Below are 24,672 nucleotides of genomic sequence, written 5' to 3'. Positions count from 1 at the left end.
TTGTCATAATGAAGATATTGATTATAGGAGCAGGCAAAATGGGGTCGTTTTTCTGCGACCTGCTAAGCCAGAAGCATGATGTGGCAATCTTTGACACAGACCCGGGCAGGTTACTGTTTACCTATATGTGCCGCCGTTTCAGCAATCTGTCGGAGGTCGACGAATTTGAGCCCGACATGGTAATAAACGCCGCCACGGTAAAATATACCCTTGACGCGTTCAATGCCGTGCTGCCTCATCTCACAGAGAGATGCATACTTAGCGACATAGCATCGGTAAAGACTGGTCTTCCTGAGTTTTACGCCAAATGCGGACACCCGTATGTGTCAACTCATCCTATGTTTGGTCCCACATTTGCCTCGCTAAGCAATCTGAGCAACGAAAACGCCATAATCATCTCGGAAGGCGACCATCTCGGCAAGGTGTTTTTCAAAGACCTTTACAGCAGCCTGAAGTTGCACATCGAGGAATATACGTTCAGCCAGCATGACGAGACTATCGCCTACTCCTTGTCGATACCTTTCGCGTCAACTCTCGTTTTTGCAGGCTGCATGAAACATCAGGATGCCCCCGGCACAACTTTCAAGCGCCACAAAGCAATAGCCGACGGCCTTATGAGTGAAGACGACTACCTGCTCAGCGAGATTCTTTTCAACCCCAATACATCGGGACAGCTTGAAAAGATACAAAAGAAGCTTTCCGAACTACAAGACATCGTTGAACGACGCGACACGGAAGCAATGCAGGCATATCTTGACAAGGTGCGTCAAAATTTAGTGTAACAAATTTTATTATCAAAGTGATATATCCCAATTCATTCGAGAATAAAGTAGGTTTTACAGCAATCAGGTCACTTCTCAAAGAGCGATGTCAGTCACCGGCAGGAGTTGACTATTGCGATTCAATGGCTTTCTCTACCGATTATGAGGTAGTGAAAGCCTCTCTTATCTCTACGTCAGAGCTTGTCACGATACTGGAGTCAGGCGAAGATTTTCCGCTATCGGGTATTTCCGACATCTCACAACTTCTTGCAACCATACGGATTCCGGGCACGATGATTCCCGCTCAGGAACTCACTCAGGTAAGAAAAGGGCTTGAGACCATCGGAGGGCTTGTAGCCTTCTTCAATTCAAAGCGCCATGAAGAAGGTTCGGAATATCCGTATCTTGACGAAAAAGCACGACTGCTCGTGGCGTTTCCTGAGATAATCAGGATGATTGACCGGATAATCGACCGGTTTGGAAACATAAAGGACAACGCCTCACCCGGACTTGCAGCAATACGCTCGCAGCTTTCAGCCACGGCGGGCACAATCAATTCTATGATGCGCAGGGTTATATCCCGTGCCGCACAGGCAGGCTACATCGAGCCCGACACAAATCCGGCTATCAGGGACGGAAGGCTTGTAATCCCCGTCCCGCCGATGAACAAGCGCCGCATCAGCGGTATAGTCCATGACGAGTCGGCATCGGGTAAGACCGTATTTATCGAGCCGGCGGAAATCGTCGAGGCAAACAACCGCGTGAGAGAGCTTCAACTTGAAGAGCGCCGCGAAATAGCACGAATCCTGACCCTGCTCGCCGACGACCTGCGTCCCCACATCGATGAAATCTCGGCAAGCCTTTCCATCGTGGGCGAGCTTGACTTCATTCATGCAAAGGCATTATTTGCCCGCGAGATTGACGCCCACATGCCCATCCTTGAATCCAAGCCGGAAATCGAATGGTATCATGCCGTCCACCCCGGCCTGCTCCTCTCCCTCCGCCGACAAGGCAAGGAGATAGTGCCGCTCGACATCACACTGACGCCACATAACAGGATTCTGATAATCTCCGGACCCAATGCCGGCGGAAAGTCAGTGTGTCTGAAGACAGTCGGCATCGTGCAATACATGGCTCAATGCGGAATCCTTCCGCCTGTCTACGAAAACTCCCACATAGGCATATTCAGCGACATATTTGTCAACATAGGCGACGACCAGTCAATCGAAGATGACCTGAGTACCTACAGCTCCCACCTGAAGGACATGAAATATTTCCTCGCCAATGGCAACCGGTCGACACTTGTCCTTATCGATGAATTCGGAGGAGGTACGGAGCCGCAGATCGGCGGAGCCATAGCACAGGCGATATTAAAGCAGTTCAACGGAAAAGAGATGTGGGGTGTAATCACTACCCATTTCCAGAATCTCAAACATTTCGCTGAAGACACCGACGGCCTGATTAACGGCTCGATGCTCTACGACCGTCATCTCATGCGCCCGATGTTCCGTCTCTCAATAGGCAATCCGGGCAGCTCATTTGCCGTAGAGATTGCCCGGAAAATAGGATTGCCCGATTATATTATCTCCGACGCCGAGGAAATAGTTGGCAGCGACTATATAAACATGGACAAATATCTTCTTGATATCGCACGCGACCGCAGATATTGGGAAAACAAGCGACTTGCCATAAGACAAAAGGAGAAAAAACTTGAAGCGCAGCTTACTCGATATGAAGATGAGGCACAGCAGTTGCGCGACAGCAGGAGAGCCATATTGAACGAGGCAAAAGAAGAAGCCAAGAAGATACTTGAAGGAAGCAACGCCTCTATCGAGCGCACAATCCACGAAATAAAGCTTGCCCAGGCTGAAAAAGAAAAAACTATAGAAGCACGACGCAAGCTGACCGAAGAGAAAGAACGCCTCGCCAATGCTGACAGCCGGGAGCATCCGCTTCTGGAAAAAGCGCCGAAGCGTAAAAAGCCAAAGGCGGTCAATGACTCGAAAAAGACTGACAGACCAATAAGAATCGGAGACAATGTAAAGCTTGACGGACAAGGCACCGTGGGCGAAGTGCTCGCAATCGAAGGTAAAAACGCCACAGTAGCTTTCGGCATTTTGAAAACCAACGTGAAGCTTGACCGACTGAAACTCACCATCGCGCGTGCTCAGTCGGGAGCGACAAACACGACTGCAGTAATAGGAGGCGCCACTTCCGACTCTCAACGAGAACATCAGCTAAACTTCAAGCAGGAAATAGATGTGCGCGGCATGAGAGTCGACGAGGCGGTACAGGCTCTGACATATTATATAGATGACGCCATAAGATTCAACGCCAAGACCGTAAGAATCCTTCACGGAACCGGCACCGGAGCATTGCGGCAATACCTTCGGCAATACCTCGACACTGTGCCCGGAGTAAGGTCATATCGCGACGAGCATGTGCAATTCGGCGGTGCCGGAATAACGGTCGTAGACCTTGATTAAGAGTCTGCCGGACAATAGCGTTAAAACACAAAAAGGAGAGCTGTCGCTCTCCTTTTTGCCTGCTTGACTATATCAATCAGAAAAGTTTATCCGGATAAGTGCCATTGTCATGAAGCTCGGCAAATTTAGCCACGACTCCGGGACGGTCGGCAGCATATGTCACTCCAAACCATTTTGAATCGGTGTCCAGCACCTTGACAGTAGCCTCACCCGAATTAATCAGAGTGTCAACCACAAGAGGGATGAAGTATTCTGACTTCGGGGTGTTCAGGTCCTTTTCAAGGAACTTCACAAACTCGCGCTCGCTAAAGTCAAAATAATCGGGAGTAAAGCCCCAAAGATTCATTGACACCGGAGTGTTAGGCTGAAGATGACACTTATCGCCGTTTTCATCATCAAAAACAATGTCATGGTTGTCATCATAGCTTATAGCAGTGCGCTCCACAATCGATGATAGCAGCCCGTCTTTTGTCTCGCAGACACCACGTGCCACTGAACCGTTTTCAGTCATCGTATTGCCCACACGGAATCCTACCATGCAGTAATCGCCTTTCCTGTCACGCTCACGCATAAGCTCCTTTGCCATCACGGCAAAAGCGTCACGACCATAGAAGTCATCGGCATTGATGACAGCAAACGGCTCGTTGATAACACTCTTACCCATGAGCACGGCATGGTTGGTGCCCCAAGGTTTTGTGCGGTCGGCAGGGCATGTAAATCCATCAGGCAGGGCGTCGGTCGACTGGAAAACGACCTCCACGGGTATATGTCCTTCATATTTTGAAAGAATCTTATTGCGGAAATCTTCTTCAAAATCCTTGCGGATTACAAATACGACTTTACCAAAACCCGCCTGCATGGCGTCGTAGATAGAGTAGTCCATGATTGTCTCTCCGTTGGGTCCAAGCGGGTCAAGCTGTTTGAGCCCTCCGTAGCGGCTTCCCATACCTGCCGCAAGTACAAATAGTGTAGGTTTCATCCTAAATTACTTCGTTGAAAATTTATATATGATTGTCTGGTCATAAAGTTCTCCGGGACCAAGCAGCTGGCAGGGGAAATTGCGGTGGTTTGGTGCATCAGGGAAACCCTGACATTCAATAGCCACACCGTCATAATCGTTATAAGGGCGTCCGCTTTTACCGACAGGGCTGCCTCCGAGCCAATTGCCGGTATACACTTGCGCTCCGGGCTGTGTAGTCAGGACATCCAGTACCCTGCCGCTCTTATCCGACCACAGGCGTGCCGCCTTGATTATCGTATGCTTGTGCCAGCCGTCAAGCACCCAGCAATGGTCATAGCCTTTTCCTATCTTCAGTGCATCGAAATCAGCATGAATCTCCTTGCCTATTTTCTTGGGAGCGGTGAAATCCATCGGTGTATCCTTTACTTCGGCTATCTCGCCTAAAGGAATCTGGGTGTCATCGGTCGGCAGCCATCGTGAAGCAAACAATTGTAACTCGTGGTCAAGCACAGTGCCGCTGTCCTCTCCATCAAGGTTAAAATAGGCATGATTGGTAAGATTCACGACGGTCTTTTTATCTGACTCGGCAAGAAGCTCTATTTTAAGCTCATTATCATCATTCCATGTATAGATGACCGTCGCCTTTACCTCCCCTGGATAGCCTTCCTCGCCATCGGCCGACGTGTATGTAAACTTGACGTGGCTCCCTTTTGCTTCCGATTCCCATATACGGTTCATGAAGCCCTCGGGACCGCCGTGCAACGCGTTGGGTCCGTTGTTAATCGCGAGACAATACTCCTTGTTGCCTATCTTAAACCGCCCTTTTGCTATACGGTTGGCATATCGTCCGGGAGTCTTGCCGGCACATGGACCGTCGCCGAAATAGTCGGCAGGATTCGCATATCCGAGAGAAACATCGGCAAGCTTTCCATCCCTGTCGGGGACTATCACACTAACGATTCCCGCACCGAGGCTCGAAACCGTCACCGACGCTCCTGTCTTATTTGTTAATGTATAGAGTGTAATATCGCCCTTAGGCGATTTTACACTCTTCTTCTCAATATCCATAATTATATCTTAAATTTTTCTTGCTCCATCAGAAATCACGACATCATATATCTGAGGCTCATGACCATATTTTTCAGCAAATTTTTTCTTTGCCGTCGCTATGAAGTTGTCATACAATTCATCTTTAACAAGATTGATTGTGCAACCGCCGAATCCTCCGCCCATGATACGCGAGCCGGTGACCCCACATTCTTTTGCGATGTCATTGAGATAGTCAAGTTCTATGCAGCTCACTTCATAAAGCTTCGACATTCCTTCATGAGTCTTGTACATGCGGTCGCCTACAGTCTCGTAGTCACCCTTCTCCAAGGCGTCACATACATCAAGCACACGCTGTTTTTCCTCAATCACATATTTGGCGCGATTGTAATCTTCCTCAGAGATGCTGTCTTTTACTTTTTCAAGGTCGGCAAGCTCTGCGTCGCGTAGTGTCTCCACGCCAAGCACATTTGCTACATGCTCACATGACGCACGGCGCTTGTTATACGGAGAGTCAACAAGCTCATGCTTTACTTTCGAGTCGACAAGCACCAGTCTGTAACCATCAAGCTTGAACAAGAAATATTCATATTCAAGCGAACGGCAATCAAGACGAATAAGATTGTCCTTCTTTCCAAATACTGATGCAAACTGGTCCATAATGCCACAATTCACACCACAATAATTATGCTCTGTCGACTGACCTATTTTAGCAAGTTCAAACTTGTCAATCTTATTGTCATTAAAAAGATCGTTAAGCGCAAACGCAAAACAACTTTCAAGCGCAGCCGATGAAGACAATCCGGCGCCGAGAGGGACATTTCCGGCAAATACGGTATCAAAGCCCTCTACTTTCCCGCCTCGCTTGATAATCTCACGGCAAACACCGAATATATATCTTGCCCACTGCTGACGGGGAGCATCCTCCTCATTCAGTCCAAATTCAGCATATTCATCAATATCAACCGAATAAGCTCTCACCTTGTCAGTCCCGTTAGGCTTAATCTCTGCCATAATCGCCTTGTCGATAGCGCCGGGGAATACAAAGCCGCCATTGTAATCGGTGTGTTCGCCTATCAGGTTGATACGACCCGACGAGGCATATACCGTACCCGCAGTCCCGAAGCGTTCGCTGAAGCACTGCTTGATTGTCTCTTTCATGTTCATAATAGTTATTATTGTTTCAGGTTAATAATCGATGTTTACATATCGCAAATTTAAACAAATATTTCCAATACTCTATGACTGCCGCTACTTAATTACCACGATTTGGCATAAAAAAGATAAGGACACACCGAATAGTGCGTCCTTATCTTTTACATAAACTCTGATTTAGTTGCTCTTGCTCTCAACCTCGGGAGCGATGAGCTTATAGCCCTTACCGTGGATGTTGATGATTTCAATCGAAGGATCATCTTTAAGATGCTTACGCAACTTGGTGATGTAGACATCCATTGATCGTGCGTTGAAATAGTTGTCGTCGATCCATATGGTCTTTAACGCAAAGTTACGTTCAAGAATTTCGTTGACATGGGCACAAAGCAGGCTCAACAGTTCCGACTCCTTGGTGGTAAGCTTAGTCACTTTGTCGTCAATCATAAGCACCTGCTTCTGGGTGTCAAAGGTAAATCTGCCGATTTTATACATCGTGATTTCCTTGCCCTTCTTACCCTTTACTCGACGCAGGATAGCTTCAATTCTAAACACAAGCTCCTCCATAGAGAAAGGCTTGGTGATATAATCATCCGCTCCGATTTTGAAGCCTTCAAGTATATCTTCTTTCAAGGATTTAGCCGTAAGGAAAATAATGGGCACTTCAGAGTTGACAGTGCGGATTTCCTGAGCCAACGCAAAGCCATCCTTTTTCGGCATCATCACGTCAAGCACACAAAGATCGTACTTCCCTTTAAGGAACGCCTTGTAACCTGCCTCTCCGTCGGGAAACAAATCGGCGTTGAAGCCTTTTGCCTGGAGATATTCTCGCAGCAACATGCCAAGATTCTCATCATCTTCGCATAGTAATATACGCAAACGCTCTTCCATAATAATTTAGTTTTTTGTGAGTGGTAATATAATTATAAATGTTGTTCCTGTTCCAAATTCGCTCTCCACGCGTATGTCGCCTTTCAGCTCCGTCACCATCTTGTGGACATAGGCAAGACCGAGACCGAAGCCTTTTACATCATGACGGTTGCCCGTGGAGACACGATAAAACTTTTCAAAAATCTTTTTAAGGTCATCCCGGCGTATACCGATTCCGTTGTCCGAGATACGGATTTCAAGACGGTTGCCCGATATATCGGCTGTAGTCACCTTTAATTGCAACGGGGCGTCCTCCTTGCGATATTTGACAGCATTGTCAAGCAAGTTAAATATCACATTGGTAAAGTGCATTTCATCCACCTCCACGATTGAATCATCAGCCGCAAGGTCGCTCACAATCTTTCCGCCATAGCTCTCGACTTTGAGCTTGAAGGTCGACACAATATTTGCGATAGCCTTGTTGGCATCAATTTCCTGTAGCCTCAAAGTTGCCTTCTGCCTGTCAAACATAGACATCTGGAGCACTTTCTCGACCTGAAAACGCAAACGCTTGGTCTCGTCATTGATTACTGTCGCGATATGCTGCATCATCGCCGGCGACTTCCTTACCGAATCGTCATTAAGCATCTGGGCCGCGAGTGATATTGATGAAATAGGCGTCTTGAACTCATGGGTCATGTTGTTGATAAAGTCATTTTTCATCTCCGTAAGCCGCTTCTGCTTGAAAGCTATGATGATTGTGTAAAGGAATACAATCAGAAGGATTATCGTGAAAATGAATGACGGTATCATCAGCTTTACCGATGAAAGGATATAATCGTTTTTAGTGGGGAAATACACTTTAAGATAGTTGGTACGGCTCGCCGGGTCATTGGGGAACAATGTCTGGACAAACATATTGTTATGTTCGATATCGGCACTGTTGTAACCGGCTGACTTATATATCACCCTGCCCCCGCGGTTGACCACCGCAAACTCAAACGGCAGGTTCAAGCCATTGTTTTCAAGCTCGGAATGAAGATAGCCGTCGACCACCGCAGAGTCGGCACGCTCCTGTATGGGGCGATTGCTCGACTGGCTCAATATGTTAAGTATGACTTCATTAAGCAAGCCCCGCTGGTAAAGATACTGACCTCTTATGCTCTCCTGCATATTGCTGTAATCATTTTTCTTAGGAGTGGCATCGGCCTGGGGAAGCGACTTGAGATTGCCCTGTATCGTAAGATTTGCCTCAAGCCCTTCGGGGGTGGTAAACGAATAGTTCAGACTGCCTATGCCGTTTCGCTTCTTGGTGTCGACCTGAGAGAATATCGAACTTTCTATTGCAGCGGCATCTTCTTCAAGAAAATGACGGGTCTCGTCTTGCTCCAGAGTGGTGGACACGCTGTAAAGACTTCGCCTCACGCCCTCGACAAACTGGTCGTCGCGCATCCTTATCATGTCATTCATATACATGACCTGAATGTACAGTAACCCACAGAATGTAAGGGCCATTATTATCGTCAGAAACCAAATAGTCGCTTTCTTCATTTCAATTATTATACACGCTTAATATGTAAGCTTCTTTATAATTATATAATGTTAACAAAAGCAAGCGTTAAATGTTTTATCGCCGTTTAAAAAAGAGCGCATTAAATTAACACTTAAATGCAAAATTAACATAATTGTGTGAAAATCCAAAATTACTACACATTAATTTATATAAATATCACCATTAAACCACACTCGGTGACTCTCCGGCACGTAATCATGAATCTACTCTCCATCCTCTTTCTTACATGACAGTAAACATCCCACTCTTTTTTTGTGTTATTTTATCAATTCATATTTTTTATGTATTTTTGAGCCAAAATTTATTTGTTTAAGTAGATAGATGAAGAATATCCTGTTGCGCAGTTTCTCAGGCGCAATCTATGTCGCACTTATTGTTGCCGGTGTGCTTGTAAGCAAGTGGACCGTGCTATCTTTGTGCCTGCTCCTTGTAATACTCGCTCAAATAGAGTATTTTACTCTTTGCAATCATAATGTCAAGAATCGTAATAACGGCATCTGTGTCATCGACACGTTAGGCGCCATGACTTTAGTCGGAGGCGTGTGGGGCTACGTCAACTATCAGTTGCTCGCCGGTCCGGTCGTCTATCTTTTATACCTTCTTGCGCGCCTCGTGATGCAACTTTACATCAGCAAATCCACCGGTCTTGTAAATCTTGCCTATTCATTCATGGGGCAGCTTTACATAGCGCTCCCCATATCTCTCCTTTCATTAATGAATCAGCATATAGCCCTCGCCATGTTCATTTTCATATGGCTTAACGATACGGGAGCGTTCCTTGTCGGCTGTTCAATCGGGCGACATCCGCTATTCCCCCGCATTTCGCCAAAGAAATCATGGGAAGGATTCTGGGGAGGCATTGTGTTCTGCATCGCGGCAGCACTCCTGTTCGGCACATTCTGGCCGGGGTATTTCATGGATATGCCTATCGGCAAGCTTGTAGGGATGGCATTGACCGTGTCAATTTTCGCGACATGGGGCGACCTGGTCGAATCAATGATCAAGCGCACCCTTAACGTCAAGGATTCAGGCAATATCATGCCCGGACACGGTGGCATACTTGACCGTATCGACTCACTGCTGTGTGTGCTTCCGGCAACACTGTGTTATCTGTTTTTCACCGTATATTTATAAATCTCACATAATAAATTAATCATCATTATGAGCGACCAGCGCTATGACATGAGGGGTGTTTCTGCATCAAAAGAAGATGTACACAACGCCATAAAGAATATCGACAAGGGACTATATCCCAAGGCATTCTGCAAGATAATACCCGACTATCTCGGAGGCGACCCCGAATATTGCAACATCATGCACGCTGACGGTGCAGGTACAAAATCGTCACTTGCCTACATCTATTGGAAGGAAACGGGCGACATCAGTGTGTGGAAAGGGATAGCGCAGGATGCGCTTATAATGAATATCGATGACCTTCTTTGCGTAGGAGCGACCGACAATATCCTCGTAAGCTCCACTATAGGCAGGAACAAAATGCTTATACCGGGCGAGGTAATCGCAGCAGTCATAAACGGGACCGAAGAGCTGCTTGCCGAACTGCGTGAAATGGGAGTCACCATTTACAGTACAGGCGGTGAGACAGCAGATGTCGGCGACCTTGTGCGCTCCATAATAGTGGACAGCACCGTGACATGCCGAATGAAACGCAGCGATGTCATCGACAATGCCAATATAAAAGGCGGAGATGTCATCGTAGGGCTTGCAAGCTATGGAAAAGCCGATTATGAGAAAGAATACAACGGCGGAATGGGTTCTAACGGACTGACTTCGGCGCGTCACGATGTATTCTGTCATGAACTTGCAGCTAAATATCCTGAAAGTTTTGACGCAGCAGTTCCCGAATTGCTTGTATATTCCGGCACTATGCGCCTTCAGGACAAAGTCGAAGGCACCCCTCTTGACGCAGGCAAACTGGTGCTTTCCCCCACCCGCACCTATGCGCCGGTAATCAAGCGTCTGCTTGACGAAATGCGGTCAAAGATTCATGGAATGGTACACTGTTCAGGCGGAGCACAGACAAAAATCATGCACTTTGTAACCGACAAGCATGTCATAAAAGACAACCTTTTCCCCGTGCCGCCGCTGTTTGACATGATACAGCGTGAATCAGCCACTGACTGGAAAGAAATGTACAAAGTGTTCAACATGGGACACCGCATGGAGATTTATCTCTCCCCCGACGACGCCGCGCGCGTAATTGAAATCTCGGAATCTATGGGCATCCCGGCTCAAATTGTGGGAAGAGTTGAAGACGCTCCGGCAAACAAGCTTACCATCATTTCCGACAAAGGGACTTTTGAATACTAACGTCTATGAGAGGGCTGTGTCTTATCCTTCCATCGCTGATACTCGCGGCGGCATCCATGACAGGATGCCGTCACGCAGGCGCCGGTGCCGGAGACGACAACGACTCTATCGGTAAACTGCCCGACACCCTGCGCGTCGGCACACTTTACAGCCCTACATCCTATTTTATATATCGCGAAGAAAAAATGGGCTATGACTATGACCTTATTTCCGGATTTGGAAAAGACAAAGACATAGTCATAGACCTTAAAGTAGCGCCGAGTCTCGCCGCCCTTATCGAGATGGTCGACTCAGGCGACGTAGACGTGGCGGCTTACGAGATTCCGATTACCGCGGAATATCGCGGGCGCGTAATACCCTGTGGACCGGAAAACATCACCCACCAGGTATTGGTCCAGCCCAAAAGCCGTGGTGAAGACCACATCACTGACGTGACTCAGCTCGTAGGCAGAGAAATCTATGTTGAGAAAGATTCAAAATATCAACATCGCCTCAACAACCTGAACGAAGAGCTCGGCGGCGGAATCATAATCCATACCGTAGCCGAAGACACCCTCATCACCGAAGACCTCATAGAAATGGTCTCCAACGGAAAAATTCCTCTTACGGTAGTAGACAGCGACATCGCCCAATTGAATAAGACATATTACAATTCTCTTGACATCGGCATGGAAATCAGTTTTCCGCAACGCTCGTCATGGGGAGTGGCGACCGACAAGCAATGGCTTGCCGACAGCATTGACAATTGGCTTGCCGACAGTGAACCGAAAAACACCCAGGCAAGATTGCTGAAACGCTATTTTGAGCTTAGCAAAGAGAATCCGGTCAACAATATCGACCTGTCAAGAGGCAAGATTTCGCCTTACGACCATCTGTTCCGAAAATATGCGCCACAGATTGACTGGGACTGGCGAATACTTGCATCGCAAGGATATACGGAAAGCCATTTTGACTCCAATGTAGTGTCATGGGCAGGAGCGAGGGGAATCATGCAAATAATGCCGCGCACCGCCACAGCCTATGGTCTTCCGTCATCAAAGATTACCGACCCGGAAGCTAATATCCGCACTGCGGTGGCAATATTGAAAGATCTTGACAAATCGCTCAAAAAGCATGTCGCCGATCCGGAAGAGCGACGAAAATTCATTCTGGCGGCATATAACTCGGGCATAGCCCATATTTATGACGCAATCGCTCTTGCTAAAAAATATGGCAAAAACCCGCAAGTGTGGAGTGGGAATGTCGAGGAAGCCCTCATGATGAAAGCCAACCCGGAGTATTACAACGACCCGGTGTGTAAATACGGCTATTTCCGAGGGAAACAGACCACACAATATGTCATAAAAGTGCTTGACTTTTATGAGCGTTGCCAAAGACAGGTGGCACTCTAAAACAATAATCTCATTAACTCAAACAAAAAAACATTCTATTATGAAAAAGAAGTATCTCAGCGTCGCAGTAGTGCTTGCCCTCGCGGCATCCATGCTATCCACTTCATGCATCGGAAGCTTTGCATTGACCAACAAGTTACTGACATGGAACAAGACTATCAGCAACAAATTTGTCAACGAGCTGGTGTTCTTTGCATTCTGGATTATTCCCGTATATGAAGTTTCAGCTTTCGCTGATGTAGTTGTGTTCAACTCCATCGAGTTCTGGAGCGGAAACAACCCTGTCGCTTATGGCAAAAAGGTGATAGACGGACAGGATGGCAAATACATAGTAGAGTGTGACAAGACCGGCTACACCATAACCAGCGAGAACGATGGCAGCATCGTCCGCCTTGACTTTAATGACTCTGACCGCAGCTGGAGTGTCAGCGCAAACGGAAGCGAAAGCTACAAGCTTATGACATTCATCGATGACACCCATGTAGAGATGATCGCACCCGATGGCACAATGCAGCCTGTAGAACTCTCTCATGACGGAGTGCTCGCTTATCAGAATATCGCCGCAGGAACTACATTTGCCCGTCGATGAAAATACGCTTTCTACTACTCCCTGCATTGATTGCGTCAATGCCGTCAATCAGTGCAGGCGAGTTGCCTGAACTTGCCAAGCCGCTCAACATCCCTTTGCTGTTGAGCGGTAATTTTGGTGAGCTGCGCAACAATCATTTCCATTCCGGTCTCGATTTCAAGACACAGGGCAGGACAGGATTACCCATATATTGTGCCGCCGACGGATATGTGTCACGCGTGGTTGTATCGCCGTGGGGATTTGGCAGGGCAATATATGTCACTCATCCTTCTCTCGGCATAACCACCGTATACGGACATCTCCAGGAGTTTGCCGACAAGATCGACTGCAAAGTGCGCGACATCCAGTATGACCGCGAGCAGTTTTCGGTTGACCTCACTTTTGAACCCGGCGAAATACCTGTAGGCAAAGGCGAAAAAATCGCTTTAAGCGGAAACTCCGGGTCATCAGGCGGCCCGCACCTCCACATGGACATCCGCGACACAGCGACAGAAGACCCGCTTGACCCTATGCCCTACTTCAAGAGTTACATTAAAGACGATGTGGCTCCCGAGATACGCTCAATCTCGCTGTATCCGGTAAAAGGAGAAGGTGAGGTCGACGGCAAACCGAGCCCGGAGACTCATGTCCCCGCATCGTTCAACCAACCCTTCACGGCATGGGGAAAAGTCATACCCGGCATCAAGGCTTATGACAAGATGACCGGAACGACCAATATATACGGCGTAAAGCATCTTTCGCTAAAGGTTGACGGCAAGGAGATTTACCGCAGGAAGACCGACCGCTTCAGCTTCGCTACAACCAGAGCGGTCAACACCCTTGTAGACTATGCCGGAGTCGTCAACAACGGGTCGTGGACAATGTGGTCCTACGAACCGGCGGCATCACCTCTCGACTATATGGTCACCACTGAAGAAAATGGCATTATCGACATCAACGAAGAGCGCGATTACAACTGCGAGTGGACTCTGACCGACGAACACGGCAACACGAAGCGAGTGCCGTTTACGATAAAAGGCGTGAAACGCCCGATAACAGAGATTACCGCCGAAGGCGACCGTTTTAATTTTGACGGCAAAAACACATGGTCAAACGATGGCATAAGACTCGAGTTTCCCGCCGGCACTTTTTATGATGACCTGAACTTCTCGGTCAGCACCTCTCCGTCACAGACCTATCTCACCCCGATATACAAAATAGCCGACCGCACAATCCCTGTAGCCGGAGAGTATGTAATAGAGATAGACCTGCCCCACGATACAATAGCCGACAAGCAGAAATATGTCCTTGTGCGCATCAATGGCAAAAGAGTAAGCCGTGTTGACTCCAAATACAGTAACGGCACAATAACAGGCACTCCGAGCGCGCTCGGATCATTTGCTGTCACTACCGATAATGTGGATCCGGTAATAAAGCCTGAAATCCCCGCCTCATGGGGCAAAAAAGGCAAAATAAGCTTTAAAATCAGCGACAATCTCAGCGGAGTGAAAAGCTGGCGAGGCGAAATCGACGGTAAATTTGCCCTGTTTGAGCTTGACGGAAAAACCGGGCGGTTAAGTTTTGTCATGGATCCACGACGTTTTGACAAAGGAAAGCATCACTCGGTGAGCCTGAAGGTGACCGACGCCGCAGGTAACACCGCCGACTATTCCGGTGGATTTACTTGGTGACAATGCAAACTGTCGATATTTTCTGACACTATCCGATTATTTTAACCACTTGCTTGCTTTTATAGCTACAAAACACTATCTTTGCCATATAACTAACAACACAAAATCAAAAATAATACCAACATGGAGAATGAAGATTTGATGAAAGAGGTAATCGCGAAAGCCAATACCTGGCTGGGCGACGGTTACGACGAAGAGACCAAAGTTGAAGTGCGTCGCATGCTTGACGCCGACGACAAGACAGAGCTTATCGACTCTTTCTACCGTGATCTGGAATTTGGAACAGGCGGTCTTCGCGGTATCATGGGTGCCGGAAGCAACCGTATGAACAAATATACAGTAGGAGCAGCCACTCAGGGACTTGCCAACTATCTGAAGGTCGCATTCAAGGACCTGCCTGAAATTTCGGTTGTCGTAGGTCATGACGTACGTAACAACAGCCGCCTTTTTGCTGAAATCGTAGCCGATGTATTCTCGGCAAACGGAATCAAGGTGTATCTGTTTGACAGCTTCCGCCCCACTCCCGAGCTATCTTACGCAATCCGTGAACTCGGTTGCCAGAGCGGTGTAAACATCACTGCATCCCACAACCCCAAGGAATATAACGGCTACAAGGCATATTGGTCTGACGGCGCTCAGATTATCGCTCCTCATGACACCAATATCATCGAGTATGTGGAGAAAATCGCAGGCGTAGGAGAAGTCAAGTTCCAGGGCGACAAGTCAAAAATCACTATCATCGGTGATGAAATCGACAAAAAATTCCTTGCCGCAATCAAGGGATTGCAATTAAGCCCCGAAGCCGTGGCAAAGTATCATGACCTGAAGATTGTCTACACCCCTATCCACGGCACCGGCGTGACACTTATCCCCGAGTCACTTCGCAATTATGGCTTCACCAACATAATCAATGTGCCCGAACAGGACGTTACAAGCGGAGACTTCCCCACTGTAGAGTCACCCAACCCCGAGAACCCCTCGGCAATGGCGATGGCAATCGCAAAGGCAAAGGAAGTAGGCGCCGACCTTATCCTTGCATCTGACCCCGATGCTGACCGTATCGGCTGTGTTTTACGCGATGACAATGGCGAATACGTGCTTATCAACGGTAATCAGATTGTAATGATACTCCTCAACTACATCATGACCCGTAACAAGGAGCTCGGAAAGATTACCGGCAAGGAGTATATCGTAAAGACAATCGTCACCACCGAGACAATCAAGTCTATTGCTGACCAGAACGGCTTCAAGATGTATGACTGCTACACCGGCTTCAAGTGGATTGCAGCGGTAATCCGTGAAAACGAAGGAGTGGGCCGCTATCTCGGAGGCGGAGAGGAAAGCTACGGATTCCTTGCTGAAGACTTCTGCCGTGACAAAGACGCCGTATCGGCTATCTCACTCATGGCTGAGGCACTTGCTTGGGCTAAGACCAAAAACATGAACTTCCTCCAGATGCTTCAGGACATCTATATCAAATATGGTTACTCTCATGAAGCCGGCATCTCGCTTGTACGTAAAGGCAAGTCAGGAGCGGAAGAGATTATAGCAATCATGAAGGAGTTCCGCGCCAACCCGCCCAAGCAGCTTGCAGGAAGCGACGTTGTGCTTGTAAAGGATTATGCTGACCTGAACATGAAAGACATGAAGTCAGGCGAGATAACCAAGATGGACATGCCCACTACCAGCAATGTGCTCCAGTATTTCACTGCCGACGGCACAAAGGTGTCGGTACGTCCTTCAGGAACCGAGCCTAAAATCAAGTTCTATGTTGAGGTAAGAGGTGTCATGAAAGAAGCCGCTGACTATGAAAAGGCCAATATTGACGCCAACAACAAGATTGAACAGATAAAGAAAGACCTTGGCATTGATTGATAGCCGGTCACAAAATGTATAATAAATGCTGGCGACTTCCATAGGCGGTCGCCAGCATTTTAATGAAAAGCCCAAGATGGAAGTAATCTACGAAGACAATCATTTAATCATAGTAAATAAGGCTCCGGGAGAAATTGTGCAAGGCGACAAGACAGGCGACCGCCCACTGGTTGAAGAGCTTAAACTTTGGATTAAGGAGAAATATGCAAAGCCCGGAAATGTATTCTGCGGTGTCGTCCACAGGCTTGACCGCCCTGTCGGAGGGCTTGTTGTATTCGCCAAGACCTCCAAGGCATTGACCCGCATGAACGAAATGTTTCGCAAGGGAGAGGTGAAAAAGACTTATTGGGCAATCACGCGTAACTGCCCGCCAAAAGAATCTGACACATTGACACACTACATCACGACGACTGAACGCAACAATAAATCCTACGCATCGGTCAATGAGAAAAAAGGGTCACAAAAAGCGATATTGCAATACCGCCACATCGCTTCATCCGACCGTTATCACCTTCTTGAAATAAATCTTCTTACAGGTCGCAAACACCAGATCAGGGTCCAGATGTCGGCTATAGGCTGCCCCATAAAAGGAGACCTTAAATATGGCGACAAGCGCAGCAACCCTGACGGGTGCATCTCCCTGCTTTCTCATCGCATAGAGTTTATTCACCCTGTCAGCGGAGAACGCATAGACATAACCGCCCCTGTGCCCGACGACAATCTGTGGCAGGCACTTACCGCCGGCATCAAGACCAGTTGAGAGTCTCTTAAATATTGAAAAATCTCACAAAGGCGTCAATCGTGTGAAGGTGATCCTGAGCCGAGGCAGTCTCGCGCACAGAATGCATAGCCCATAATGCCGCTCCCATGTCAACGCCGCGCAAGTCAATCTGAGATGTCAGTATATTGCCGAGCGTAGACCCGCCCGCCACGTCGGAGTGATTGACAAAATATTGGCAAGGCACATCCGCCTCATCACATATATTTTTGAACACCGCGGCGGAATCGGCGTCAGTCATATACTTGCAGTTGGCGTTTATCTTTATCACCGGACCGCCGCCGAGTACCGGATGATTTGTCGGGTCCTGCTTCTCCGGATAATTTGGATGCAGACCATGAGCATTGTCGGCTGATATCATAAATGATTTTGCCACTCCGCGAAGGAAATCCTCCTCCGAGCCTCCGAGAGCCATGATTATGCGTCGGCACAGATTCTTCAGCACAGGCGACGCCGCCCCCTGCTTAGTGCCAGAGCCCGTCTCTTCATTATCAAATATAGCCATGATGCGGGTCTGGCTGCAATCTCCGTCAGCGCTAAGCAACGCCGAAACTGCGGCATGCACCATAGAAAGGTCATCAAGTCTTCCCGAGGTGACAAACTCGCTTCCCGTTCCGAGTAAACATGCCTGGGTCGTGTCATAAAGCGACAGGTCAAAATCAATGATGTCGGCGGGATTGACATCAAGACGCTCGGCGACAAGCCGCAAGAGGAAACCCTCCTTTTCCGCACGGTCGTTTATCATCCCTATCACAGGAAGCATGTCTTTTTGCTTGGAAAGCGGGTTGCCGTCATTAACACTGCGGTTAAAGTGAATGGCAAGGTGAGGTATGGTAAGAAGAGGCTCTTCAAATTTGACAAGCCTCGTTTCCGGAGAAAACGGGTCACCGCTGCGCAACACCACCCTTCCTGCAATCGACAACGGACGGTCAAACCATGTGTATAGAATCGGTCCGCCATATACCTCGGTATTTAGCTTCAATATACCGCCGTCAGATACCATTTCCGGATTAGGCTTAATTCTGAATCCTGGAGAGTCACTGTGAGCCGATATTATACGGAAGCCGTCACTCGGCGCCCCGTCTCCAACGATAAAGGCAAATATTGCCGAGTCATTTTTTGTCACATAATACTTGCCTCCCCACTCAAGACACCATTTGTCCTGAAAGTTAAGCATCGTAAACCCGGCGTCGTCAAGCATAGCCTTCAGCGTATCTACCGCATAAAAGTTGCACACGCTTGAATCCAAAAACTCCATCAGCCCTTCGACTGTAGCTCCATATTTTGCCATATCTGTTATCTTTAAGAAGTATAACGCAAATATACAAAATCCGACATCACGCCGCCAAGTTTTTTTACACAAAAAACATACATAGACAATATGAGACAACCCGTTGCGTTACTCATATATAAACTCAGCTCTTTTTATCAAGACATGAACAGAATATATATACTGCTTGCTGCCATACTAACGATGGCTGCGACATCATCCTGCAATCATAGCAACAACGAAGATCCCTATGCCGAAGTAGCAATAACAAAGACATATGAGTCTGATATTCTCGACATTGACTGGGATAGCGCAGAGCAGTCATTGAAAGAACAGGTCAAGTCGGCAGTAAATCATACTTATATTATCAACTCTGCTGAAGAGATTCCTGACTTCCCTTTCTTTCCCATACCAAAGCAATTTCTCGAAATCGATTACTCCAGATACACCTTGATTGTCGACTATGATGCTGTAACATTACCGATATTAAGTGTGAGTCACTGGTTTTATCTTGACTACAACCGTGACATGTATGTATTGTCAACGACCTATACAGTCAGGACGGCGTCAGGAGATTCCGAATCTCATCTGTTTCTGACTCGCAATGCCATTCTTGTAGACAAACTTCCGGCGCAATCAACAGTCACCACTAATTACGGACTTAATACCCCCGACATCTGGGACTAACTGCCTGCATCATCTTGCCGGGATAGAGGAATCACTAATATAGCCTGCGTCAGCGTCTGTTATGATAAGCACGCGGTCATTTCCTGCGCCTTCAGGCACACCGGCATAGTGGAATCCGGCAACTCCTCCGGTATAGTCTCCGGCATAAAGAATTGTACCGTCAGTCACGTCATACCACCAGGCCCGCTTTTTATCACCTTTGATTTTGTCAAGATTCACCATAAACCGACGATTGGTATATGTATACAGAATCATCCAGTCACGACCGCGCGCAGCTACAACCCTTTCATATCGTTCGCCGTTCTCTCCTGCAACAATCTCCTGATCGGGAATAAGTTCATCATATGGAAGCATCTCCATCAGTCGGCGCAGATACTTCATCTGATTATATCCCGGATCCTTCATGCCCTCACGCCATGTCTTGACTGCACCATAGGCTCCGACCGGCTCATCCTTTTTCATCTGCATTACGGAAGAATGTCCATAGGTGTGACCTGCCGCGCCTGAAATCACCGACCAGTAAGCATAACGCCTCACATCAGGAGCTTTCCACCAAGGCTCGGATGGGTCATGCAACCCCTGAGGGATTTCTTCATAACTCGGCTCGGCATCAATCACCGGCTTCAGCGGCGACATCGCCAGGGCTGCCTCGACATATCTCCAATTGTCCTCAGCCTGAGAAGCCTGCGCCCTGTCATCGCCATCACCACGAGTCTGGTCATATCTGCGATGTCCACTCTGAAACATATTGAAATCAAGCCACGCGGCATCATGAAACCATTCAATGGATGATGTGCGTCCAAATGGATGAAAACTCATGAGATGACGCCCGTCTACCTCCTTTATAGACTGCGCGAGCGCCTCCCAAACCTCAGTTTTGACATCACCACGTATGTCACCACCGATTATCCAGATTATATTTGGCTTATCCTTATACCTCCCGGCAAGAAACCTGCCGTAGCTACACGCCTCTGCCTCATTCATTTTGCCACTCTTGACCAGTCCGCCCCATATACACACCATACCTATATATATTCCACGTTCAGCAGCACGGTCAACGATAAAATCCATGTGCCGCCAATATCCGTTATCACCGTCACGATCCACGTCAGAGAAGTCATAGCCCGACGGATGGGAACTGCATCCATACACGTTTGTGGCAGGGACTCCGTTTACTGTCTGCACCTGCACGACATTAAATCCCGCTTCTGCCACACCGTCAAGATATTCAACCGCTTCGTCCCTGTCAAGTCGCTCCGGAAGAAGCCAGCCGGTATCTCCCATCCAGAAAAAACGTGTACCGTCGTCATGACAGAAATATCTCCCTCCGGCAGCGACACGCAGGTCACCATGCTCCCAAGGTACACCGGCAAACAATTCTGACCGGCAAAACAAAACTGCAATAATTAAGTGTAAGATAACGATTGTACGTGACATCGGCTATGATTGATTTAAGTTTACGGCAAATATACGCATAAGTTTCCGGAATCCAAACCGGCATATCAATCCCGCCACTATCAGTTAATGAATGTTAATCACTTGGAGCGTGTCGGTTAATGATGGTAAATTTGCATAAAAATTACCTTAAACCATGAACAAGTTGCATTTCCTGCTGATTTCACTCCTCTTGCCATGTTGTCTTAACGCACAAGACGACGTCCTTGACGCGGCAATCCGCACTAATGACTATTTTATGGCGAAATATGCCGACCCGACAGAGCCGACAAATGTAAAGCGTATACGCCCGAGCAATCTGTGGACCCGCGCCGTATATTACGAAGGGTTGATGGCTCTTAATGAAGTGGCACCCGAAGCAAGATATATCGACTATACCGACCGCTGGGCAAATTTCCACCAATGGACTCCGCGCTACGGCATCACGACCACCCACGCCGACGACCAGTGTTGCGCGCAGACATATCTTGACCGCTATATCATGACAGGCGACACAGCATGCATCAACCGCGTAAAGCAAAATCTTGACCACCAGATGGCATCAGGCAAGGTCGACTACTGGACATGGATCGACGCGATACAGATGGCAATGCCGGTGTATAGCAAATATTACAGGATATCAGGCGACCGCAGCTACATGGACTACGCCATCAACGCCTACAAATGGAGCCGTGACACCTGCGGCGGCGGACTTTTCAACACAGCCGAAGGGTTATGGTGGCGTGACAAGGATTATGTGCCACCCTATAAAGAAAGCGACGGGAAAAACTGCTACTGGAGCCGAGGCAACGGATGGGTATATGCCGCCCTGGTAAGGGTGATGGAAGACCTGAAGCCCGATGACCCGTACTATGAATATCTGAAAAAGGACTTTATCGCCATGAGCGATGCCCTTGCCGCCTGCCAGCGTAATGACGGATACTGGAATGTAAGCCTCGTTTCTCCGGTCACTTATGGCGGACCGGAAATGACCGGAACCGCATTGTTCCTATATGGAATGTGTCGCGGAATAATGGAAGGATGGCTTGACCCCGAGCGTTTCCGTCCGGTGTGTGACAAAGCATGGAAGGCACTTGCCGCCTGCTTGCACGACGATGGTTTCCTCGGTTACAATCAAGGCACGGGCAAAGACCCGTCGGCAGGACAGCCGGTTACATTCACAAGCATACCCGACTTTGAGGATTACGGCACCGGTTGCTTCCTGCTCGGAGCCACGGAATATTACAAACTACTGATGCGCGAAAAATCCCCCGGCTGGCCTTTGGCTAAGCCGGAGGCACGCGCCGGCACAAGATGGTGGTGGCCCGGCTCTGCGGTAGACACCGATAACATCACATGGAATCTCGACCTGTTTTCAGCCTGCGGCATAGGAACGGTCGAGATTACTCCTATATATGGGGTACGTGGAAACGAGTCAAACGATATTGATTATCTTTCACCAGAATGGATGGACATGCTGCATCACTCAATAAATGTGGCAAAAGAAAAAAATATGCGTGTCGACATGAACAACGGCACAGGGTGGCCCTTCGGAGGCCCTTATGTGCCTGTTGAAGAAGCGGCATGCAAGGTGATTTTCCGCGACACGATTATTAAATCAGCTGCCGGTGTAGACCCTGCGTCTGTGATATTCGCACTCCCGGAGAAAGAGCGCGCCCACGCAAAATTGCAATACACCGGGGTCTACCCTTGTGGGGAAAAAGACTCATGGCGTGTAATCGCGGTCTACTCGGCACCGACAATGCAAAAGGTAAAACGCGCTGCACCGGGTGGAGAGGGACTCGTGATCGACCATTTCAGCCGTGAAGCCGTAAAGCACTACCTTGAACGGTTTGACAAAGCTTTCTCCGGGTCAGGAACTCCCTACCCCTCGGTCTTCTTCAACGACAGCTACGAAGTGTATGGCGCCAACTGGACGCCCGCCATGTTTGAAGAGTTTGCCAAGCGCAGAGGCTACCGTCTTGAGGATAAACTGCCGGAGCTTATCGGATATAACGACGACGGCAACAAGACTCTTGCCGATTACCGCGAGACCCTCGGTGAACTGCTTTATGAAAACTTCACTTGCCAATGGCATGACTGGGCGGCGGCACGTGGCGTAAAGGTGCGCAATCAGGCACATGGCAGCCCGGCCAATCTTCTCGACATCTACGCGGCAGTTGATATTCCCGAAATAGAAGGATTCGGACTGTCAGATTTCAACATCAGGGGACTCCGAACCGACCCCGGATTCACTCGCAAAAACGACAGCGATGTATCGATGCTGAAATATGCTTCATCAGCGGCTCATGTCACAGGGAAACCCCTTACATCAAGCGAAACGTTTACCTGGCTTACAGAGCATTTCCGCACTTCGCTTTCACAGATGAAGCCTGACCTTGACCTTATGTTTACCTGCGGAGTCAACCATGTGTTTTTTCATGGTTCGTGCTATTCACCTGCCGAAGCGGAATGGCCGGGATGGCGTTTCTATGCATCGGTTGACATGACACCTAACAATTCAATCTGGCGTGATGCACCCTCATTGATGAAGTATATCGAGCGTTCACAGAGTTTCTTGCAATACGGCGACCCTGACAATGACTTTCTTGTTTACCTGCCGGTACGCGACATGTGGCGGAGCCGTCTTAAAGAAAAAGAAAAAGGACTTCTCATGCAGTTTGACATCCATTCCATGTCAAAGAAAGCGCCTGAGTTTATAAAAAGCATCATAAAGATAGACAGTCTCGGTTATGACTGCGACTATATTTCCGACCGCCAGCTTGCCAACGTTAGGCTTCATGGAGAGCGTCTTCTTACAGAGGGAGGCGCGGCATATCGCGGCATAATAATCCCTTCCGGGACCACTGTCACTCCGGAATTGAAAGAACTCCTTGCCTCTTTCGGTAATCTTGTCATATATGGTGAAGACGAGGCCGACCTCGCGGCATTAGCTCAGGCAGAACAGATGAAACGCAATTGCGGACTGCGTGCCATACGCCGCAAAAACAGGACCGGCAACCACTACTTTATAGCCAACCTTTCAGGCGACAATGTAGACCGATGGATCAAGCCTGCCGTAGAGTTTAAAGATGCCGCATGGTTTGACCCGATGAACGGCAATATCACCCGTGCAGAAATAAGCGACGGCAAAATAAAGTTTAATCTTCTTAGCGGAGAATCGCGCATACTGCGGACCTACACGACTAAAATCGGGCCGGCTGCGTCACCGGCAACCGACAATATGCCGCTGAAAGTCATTGACCTCACCCATAACAACTGGAATCTGGCATTTGACGAAGGCACCACCGAGGCAGGCAATATCCACAAACTGCCTGCGGTACAATCGTGGGAGACTCTCGGCGACAAAGAATCGGTAATGATGGGGACAGGCATCTATACGACAAGGATAAACCTTGACAAAAACGACAGCAAAAGAGCCTGGAGAATAGACCTCGGAGATGTCAGGGAAAGTGCACGCGTATATATCAACGGAGAGTACATAGGATGTGCCTGGGCGGCTCCCTACATACTCGATTGCGCAGGCAAGCTGAAAAAAGGGAAAAATGAACTACGCATTGAAGTAACCAATCTTCCCGCCAACCGCATAGCCGACCTCGACAAGAAAGGCGTTGACTGGCGCATCATGAAAGAAATAAATGTAGTTGACATAAACTACAAAAAGACAAGCTACGAGGGCTGGACACCAATGCCTTCGGGGCTGAACTCCACTGTAAAGCTAATCAGCGGAGCCAATGGTAACGGAAACTGAAAACTAATAATATTTAACCTAAATCGAT

The 24,672-nt window shown here is 48.2% G+C and carries 18 protein-coding genes and 1 pseudogene; 12 read left to right on the top strand and 7 right to left on the bottom strand.

What is annotated here, in order from left to right:
- Nucleotides 1–8 precede the first annotated feature (8 nt).
- A complete protein-coding gene (locus tag E4T81_RS10960) occupies nt 9–782 on the top strand; it encodes a prephenate dehydrogenase/arogenate dehydrogenase family protein (protein ID WP_135044474.1) in 774 nt (257 codons plus the stop codon).
- Between the two features lie 17 nt (nt 783–799).
- The gene (locus E4T81_RS10955; RefSeq protein ID WP_135044473.1) at nt 800–3,247 is read left to right on the top strand and encodes an endonuclease MutS2; all 2,448 of its coding nucleotides are present in this window, start codon (nt 800–802) and stop codon (nt 3,245–3,247) included.
- A 76-nt stretch (nt 3,248–3,323) separates the two neighbouring features.
- On the opposite strand, the gene E4T81_RS10950 is transcribed toward E4T81_RS10955, so the two are convergent.
- From E4T81_RS10950 to E4T81_RS10930, 5 genes are all read right to left on the bottom strand, one after another.
- Nucleotides 3,324–4,226 carry a sugar phosphate nucleotidyltransferase gene (locus tag E4T81_RS10950; protein ID WP_135044471.1) on the bottom strand — a complete coding sequence of 301 codons (903 nt, stop codon included), beginning with the start codon at nt 4,224–4,226 and terminating at the stop codon, nt 3,324–3,326.
- 6 nt (nt 4,227–4,232) lie between these two features.
- Nucleotides 4,233–5,276 (bottom strand): aldose epimerase family protein, encoded by a 1,044-nt coding sequence (locus E4T81_RS10945; RefSeq protein WP_135044469.1) that lies wholly within the window; start codon nt 5,274–5,276, stop codon nt 4,233–4,235.
- 9 nt (nt 5,277–5,285) lie between these two features.
- On the bottom strand, nt 5,286–6,416 hold the full coding sequence (gene galK, locus E4T81_RS10940) for a galactokinase (protein WP_135044467.1): 1,131 nt from the start codon (nt 6,414–6,416) through the stop codon (nt 5,286–5,288).
- 171 nt (nt 6,417–6,587) lie between these two features.
- A complete protein-coding gene (locus E4T81_RS10935; protein WP_135044465.1) occupies nt 6,588–7,298 on the bottom strand; it encodes a response regulator transcription factor in 711 nt (236 codons plus the stop codon).
- Between the two features lie 6 nt (nt 7,299–7,304).
- Entirely contained in the window at nt 7,305–8,828 is a 1,524-nt protein-coding gene (locus tag E4T81_RS10930) for a sensor histidine kinase KdpD (RefSeq protein ID WP_135044463.1), read from the bottom strand.
- Nucleotides 8,829–9,171: 343 nt separating this feature from the next.
- Here E4T81_RS10930 and E4T81_RS10925 point away from each other — a divergent pair, with 343 nt between their 5' ends.
- The 7 genes from E4T81_RS10925 (at nt 9,172) to E4T81_RS10895 (ending at nt 17,463) form a co-directional block, all read left to right on the top strand.
- A complete protein-coding gene (locus tag E4T81_RS10925) occupies nt 9,172–9,984 on the top strand; it encodes a phosphatidate cytidylyltransferase (RefSeq protein WP_135044461.1) in 813 nt (270 codons plus the stop codon).
- A 27-nt stretch (nt 9,985–10,011) separates the two neighbouring features.
- Nucleotides 10,012–11,178 carry an AIR synthase related protein gene (locus E4T81_RS10920; protein ID WP_135044459.1) on the top strand — a complete coding sequence of 389 codons (1,167 nt, stop codon included), beginning with the start codon at nt 10,012–10,014 and terminating at the stop codon, nt 11,176–11,178.
- A gap of 5 nt (nt 11,179–11,183) precedes the next feature.
- The gene (locus E4T81_RS10915) at nt 11,184–12,569 is read left to right on the top strand and encodes a transglycosylase SLT domain-containing protein (RefSeq protein WP_135044457.1); all 1,386 of its coding nucleotides are present in this window, start codon (nt 11,184–11,186) and stop codon (nt 12,567–12,569) included.
- A 40-nt stretch (nt 12,570–12,609) separates the two neighbouring features.
- Nucleotides 12,610–13,158 (top strand): DUF3332 domain-containing protein, encoded by a 549-nt coding sequence (locus E4T81_RS10910; protein WP_135044455.1) that lies wholly within the window; start codon nt 12,610–12,612, stop codon nt 13,156–13,158.
- Entirely contained in the window at nt 13,155–14,828 is a 1,674-nt protein-coding gene (locus E4T81_RS10905) for a M23 family metallopeptidase (RefSeq protein ID WP_135044453.1), read from the top strand. The genes E4T81_RS10910 and E4T81_RS10905 overlap by 4 nt, the downstream gene beginning before the upstream one ends.
- Nucleotides 14,829–14,951: 123 nt before the next feature.
- The gene (locus E4T81_RS10900) at nt 14,952–16,703 is read left to right on the top strand and encodes a phospho-sugar mutase (protein ID WP_135044451.1); all 1,752 of its coding nucleotides are present in this window, start codon (nt 14,952–14,954) and stop codon (nt 16,701–16,703) included.
- Between the two features lie 76 nt (nt 16,704–16,779).
- Entirely contained in the window at nt 16,780–17,463 is a 684-nt protein-coding gene (locus E4T81_RS10895; protein WP_135044585.1) for an RluA family pseudouridine synthase, read from the top strand.
- A 7-nt stretch (nt 17,464–17,470) separates the two neighbouring features.
- Here E4T81_RS10895 and E4T81_RS10890 read toward each other — a convergent pair whose 3' ends face one another.
- The gene (locus E4T81_RS10890) at nt 17,471–18,772 is read right to left on the bottom strand and encodes a M18 family aminopeptidase (RefSeq protein ID WP_135044449.1); all 1,302 of its coding nucleotides are present in this window, start codon (nt 18,770–18,772) and stop codon (nt 17,471–17,473) included.
- A 144-nt stretch (nt 18,773–18,916) separates the two neighbouring features.
- Here E4T81_RS10890 and E4T81_RS10885 point away from each other — a divergent pair, with 144 nt between their 5' ends.
- Nucleotides 18,917–19,438 carry a hypothetical protein gene (locus E4T81_RS10885; protein WP_135044447.1) on the top strand — a complete coding sequence of 174 codons (522 nt, stop codon included), beginning with the start codon at nt 18,917–18,919 and terminating at the stop codon, nt 19,436–19,438.
- Nucleotides 19,439–19,447: 9 nt separating this feature from the next.
- Here the strand turns inward: E4T81_RS10885 and E4T81_RS10880 are convergent, their stop codons facing one another.
- Complete coding sequence (locus E4T81_RS10880) at nt 19,448–20,875, bottom strand: glycoside hydrolase family 140 protein (RefSeq protein WP_135044445.1); 1,428 nt, start codon at nt 20,873–20,875, stop codon at nt 19,448–19,450.
- A gap of 154 nt (nt 20,876–21,029) precedes the next feature.
- Between E4T81_RS10880 and E4T81_RS15920 the strand changes: the two are divergent.
- Both E4T81_RS15920 and E4T81_RS10875 read left to right on the top strand, forming a co-directional pair.
- A pseudogene (locus E4T81_RS15920) lies at nt 21,030–22,127 on the top strand (glycoside hydrolase family 88 protein); the annotation flags it as partial.
- The gene (locus E4T81_RS10875) at nt 22,128–24,644 is read left to right on the top strand and encodes a glycosyl hydrolase (RefSeq protein WP_245207067.1); all 2,517 of its coding nucleotides are present in this window, start codon (nt 22,128–22,130) and stop codon (nt 24,642–24,644) included. It abuts the pseudogene before it with no gap.
- Nucleotides 24,645–24,672: the final 28 nt, after the last annotated feature.

The sequence above is a fragment of the Barnesiella sp. WM24 genome (assembly GCF_004570975.1).
In the GTDB taxonomy this organism is placed as follows: domain Bacteria; phylum Bacteroidota; class Bacteroidia; order Bacteroidales; family Muribaculaceae; genus Muribaculum.
The sequence above is the reverse complement of the archived record's forward strand: the minus strand, read 5'-3'. Positions and strand labels throughout refer to the sequence as shown.

Coding starts and splice junctions, on each gene's coding strand:
- E4T81_RS10960 (WP_135044474.1), top strand. CDS start 9: ATGAAGATATTGATTATAGGAGCAGGCAAAATGGGGTCGTTTTTCTGC.
- E4T81_RS10950 (WP_135044471.1), bottom strand. CDS start 4,226: ATGAAACCTACACTATTTGTACTTGCGGCAGGTATGGGAAGCCGCTAC.
- E4T81_RS10945 (WP_135044469.1), bottom strand. CDS start 5,276: ATGGATATTGAGAAGAAGAGTGTAAAATCGCCTAAGGGCGATATTACA.
- galK (WP_135044467.1), bottom strand. CDS start 6,416: ATGAAAGAGACAATCAAGCAGTGCTTCAGCGAACGCTTCGGGACTGCG.
- E4T81_RS10935 (WP_135044465.1), bottom strand. CDS start 7,298: ATGGAAGAGCGTTTGCGTATATTACTATGCGAAGATGATGAGAATCTT.
- E4T81_RS10930 (WP_135044463.1), bottom strand. CDS start 8,828: ATGAAGAAAGCGACTATTTGGTTTCTGACGATAATAATGGCCCTTACA.
- E4T81_RS10925 (WP_135044461.1), top strand. CDS start 9,172: ATGAAGAATATCCTGTTGCGCAGTTTCTCAGGCGCAATCTATGTCGCA.
- E4T81_RS10920 (WP_135044459.1), top strand. CDS start 10,012: ATGAGCGACCAGCGCTATGACATGAGGGGTGTTTCTGCATCAAAAGAA.
- E4T81_RS10915 (WP_135044457.1), top strand. CDS start 11,184: ATGAGAGGGCTGTGTCTTATCCTTCCATCGCTGATACTCGCGGCGGCA.
- E4T81_RS10910 (WP_135044455.1), top strand. CDS start 12,610: ATGAAAAAGAAGTATCTCAGCGTCGCAGTAGTGCTTGCCCTCGCGGCA.
- E4T81_RS10905 (WP_135044453.1), top strand. CDS start 13,155: ATGAAAATACGCTTTCTACTACTCCCTGCATTGATTGCGTCAATGCCG.
- E4T81_RS10900 (WP_135044451.1), top strand. CDS start 14,952: ATGGAGAATGAAGATTTGATGAAAGAGGTAATCGCGAAAGCCAATACC.
- E4T81_RS10895 (WP_135044585.1), top strand. CDS start 16,780: ATGGAAGTAATCTACGAAGACAATCATTTAATCATAGTAAATAAGGCT.
- E4T81_RS10890 (WP_135044449.1), bottom strand. CDS start 18,772: ATGGCAAAATATGGAGCTACAGTCGAAGGGCTGATGGAGTTTTTGGAT.
- E4T81_RS10885 (WP_135044447.1), top strand. CDS start 18,917: ATGAACAGAATATATATACTGCTTGCTGCCATACTAACGATGGCTGCG.
- E4T81_RS10880 (WP_135044445.1), bottom strand. CDS start 20,875: ATGTCACGTACAATCGTTATCTTACACTTAATTATTGCAGTTTTGTTT.
- E4T81_RS10875 (WP_245207067.1), top strand. CDS start 22,128: ATGCGCGAAAAATCCCCCGGCTGGCCTTTGGCTAAGCCGGAGGCACGC.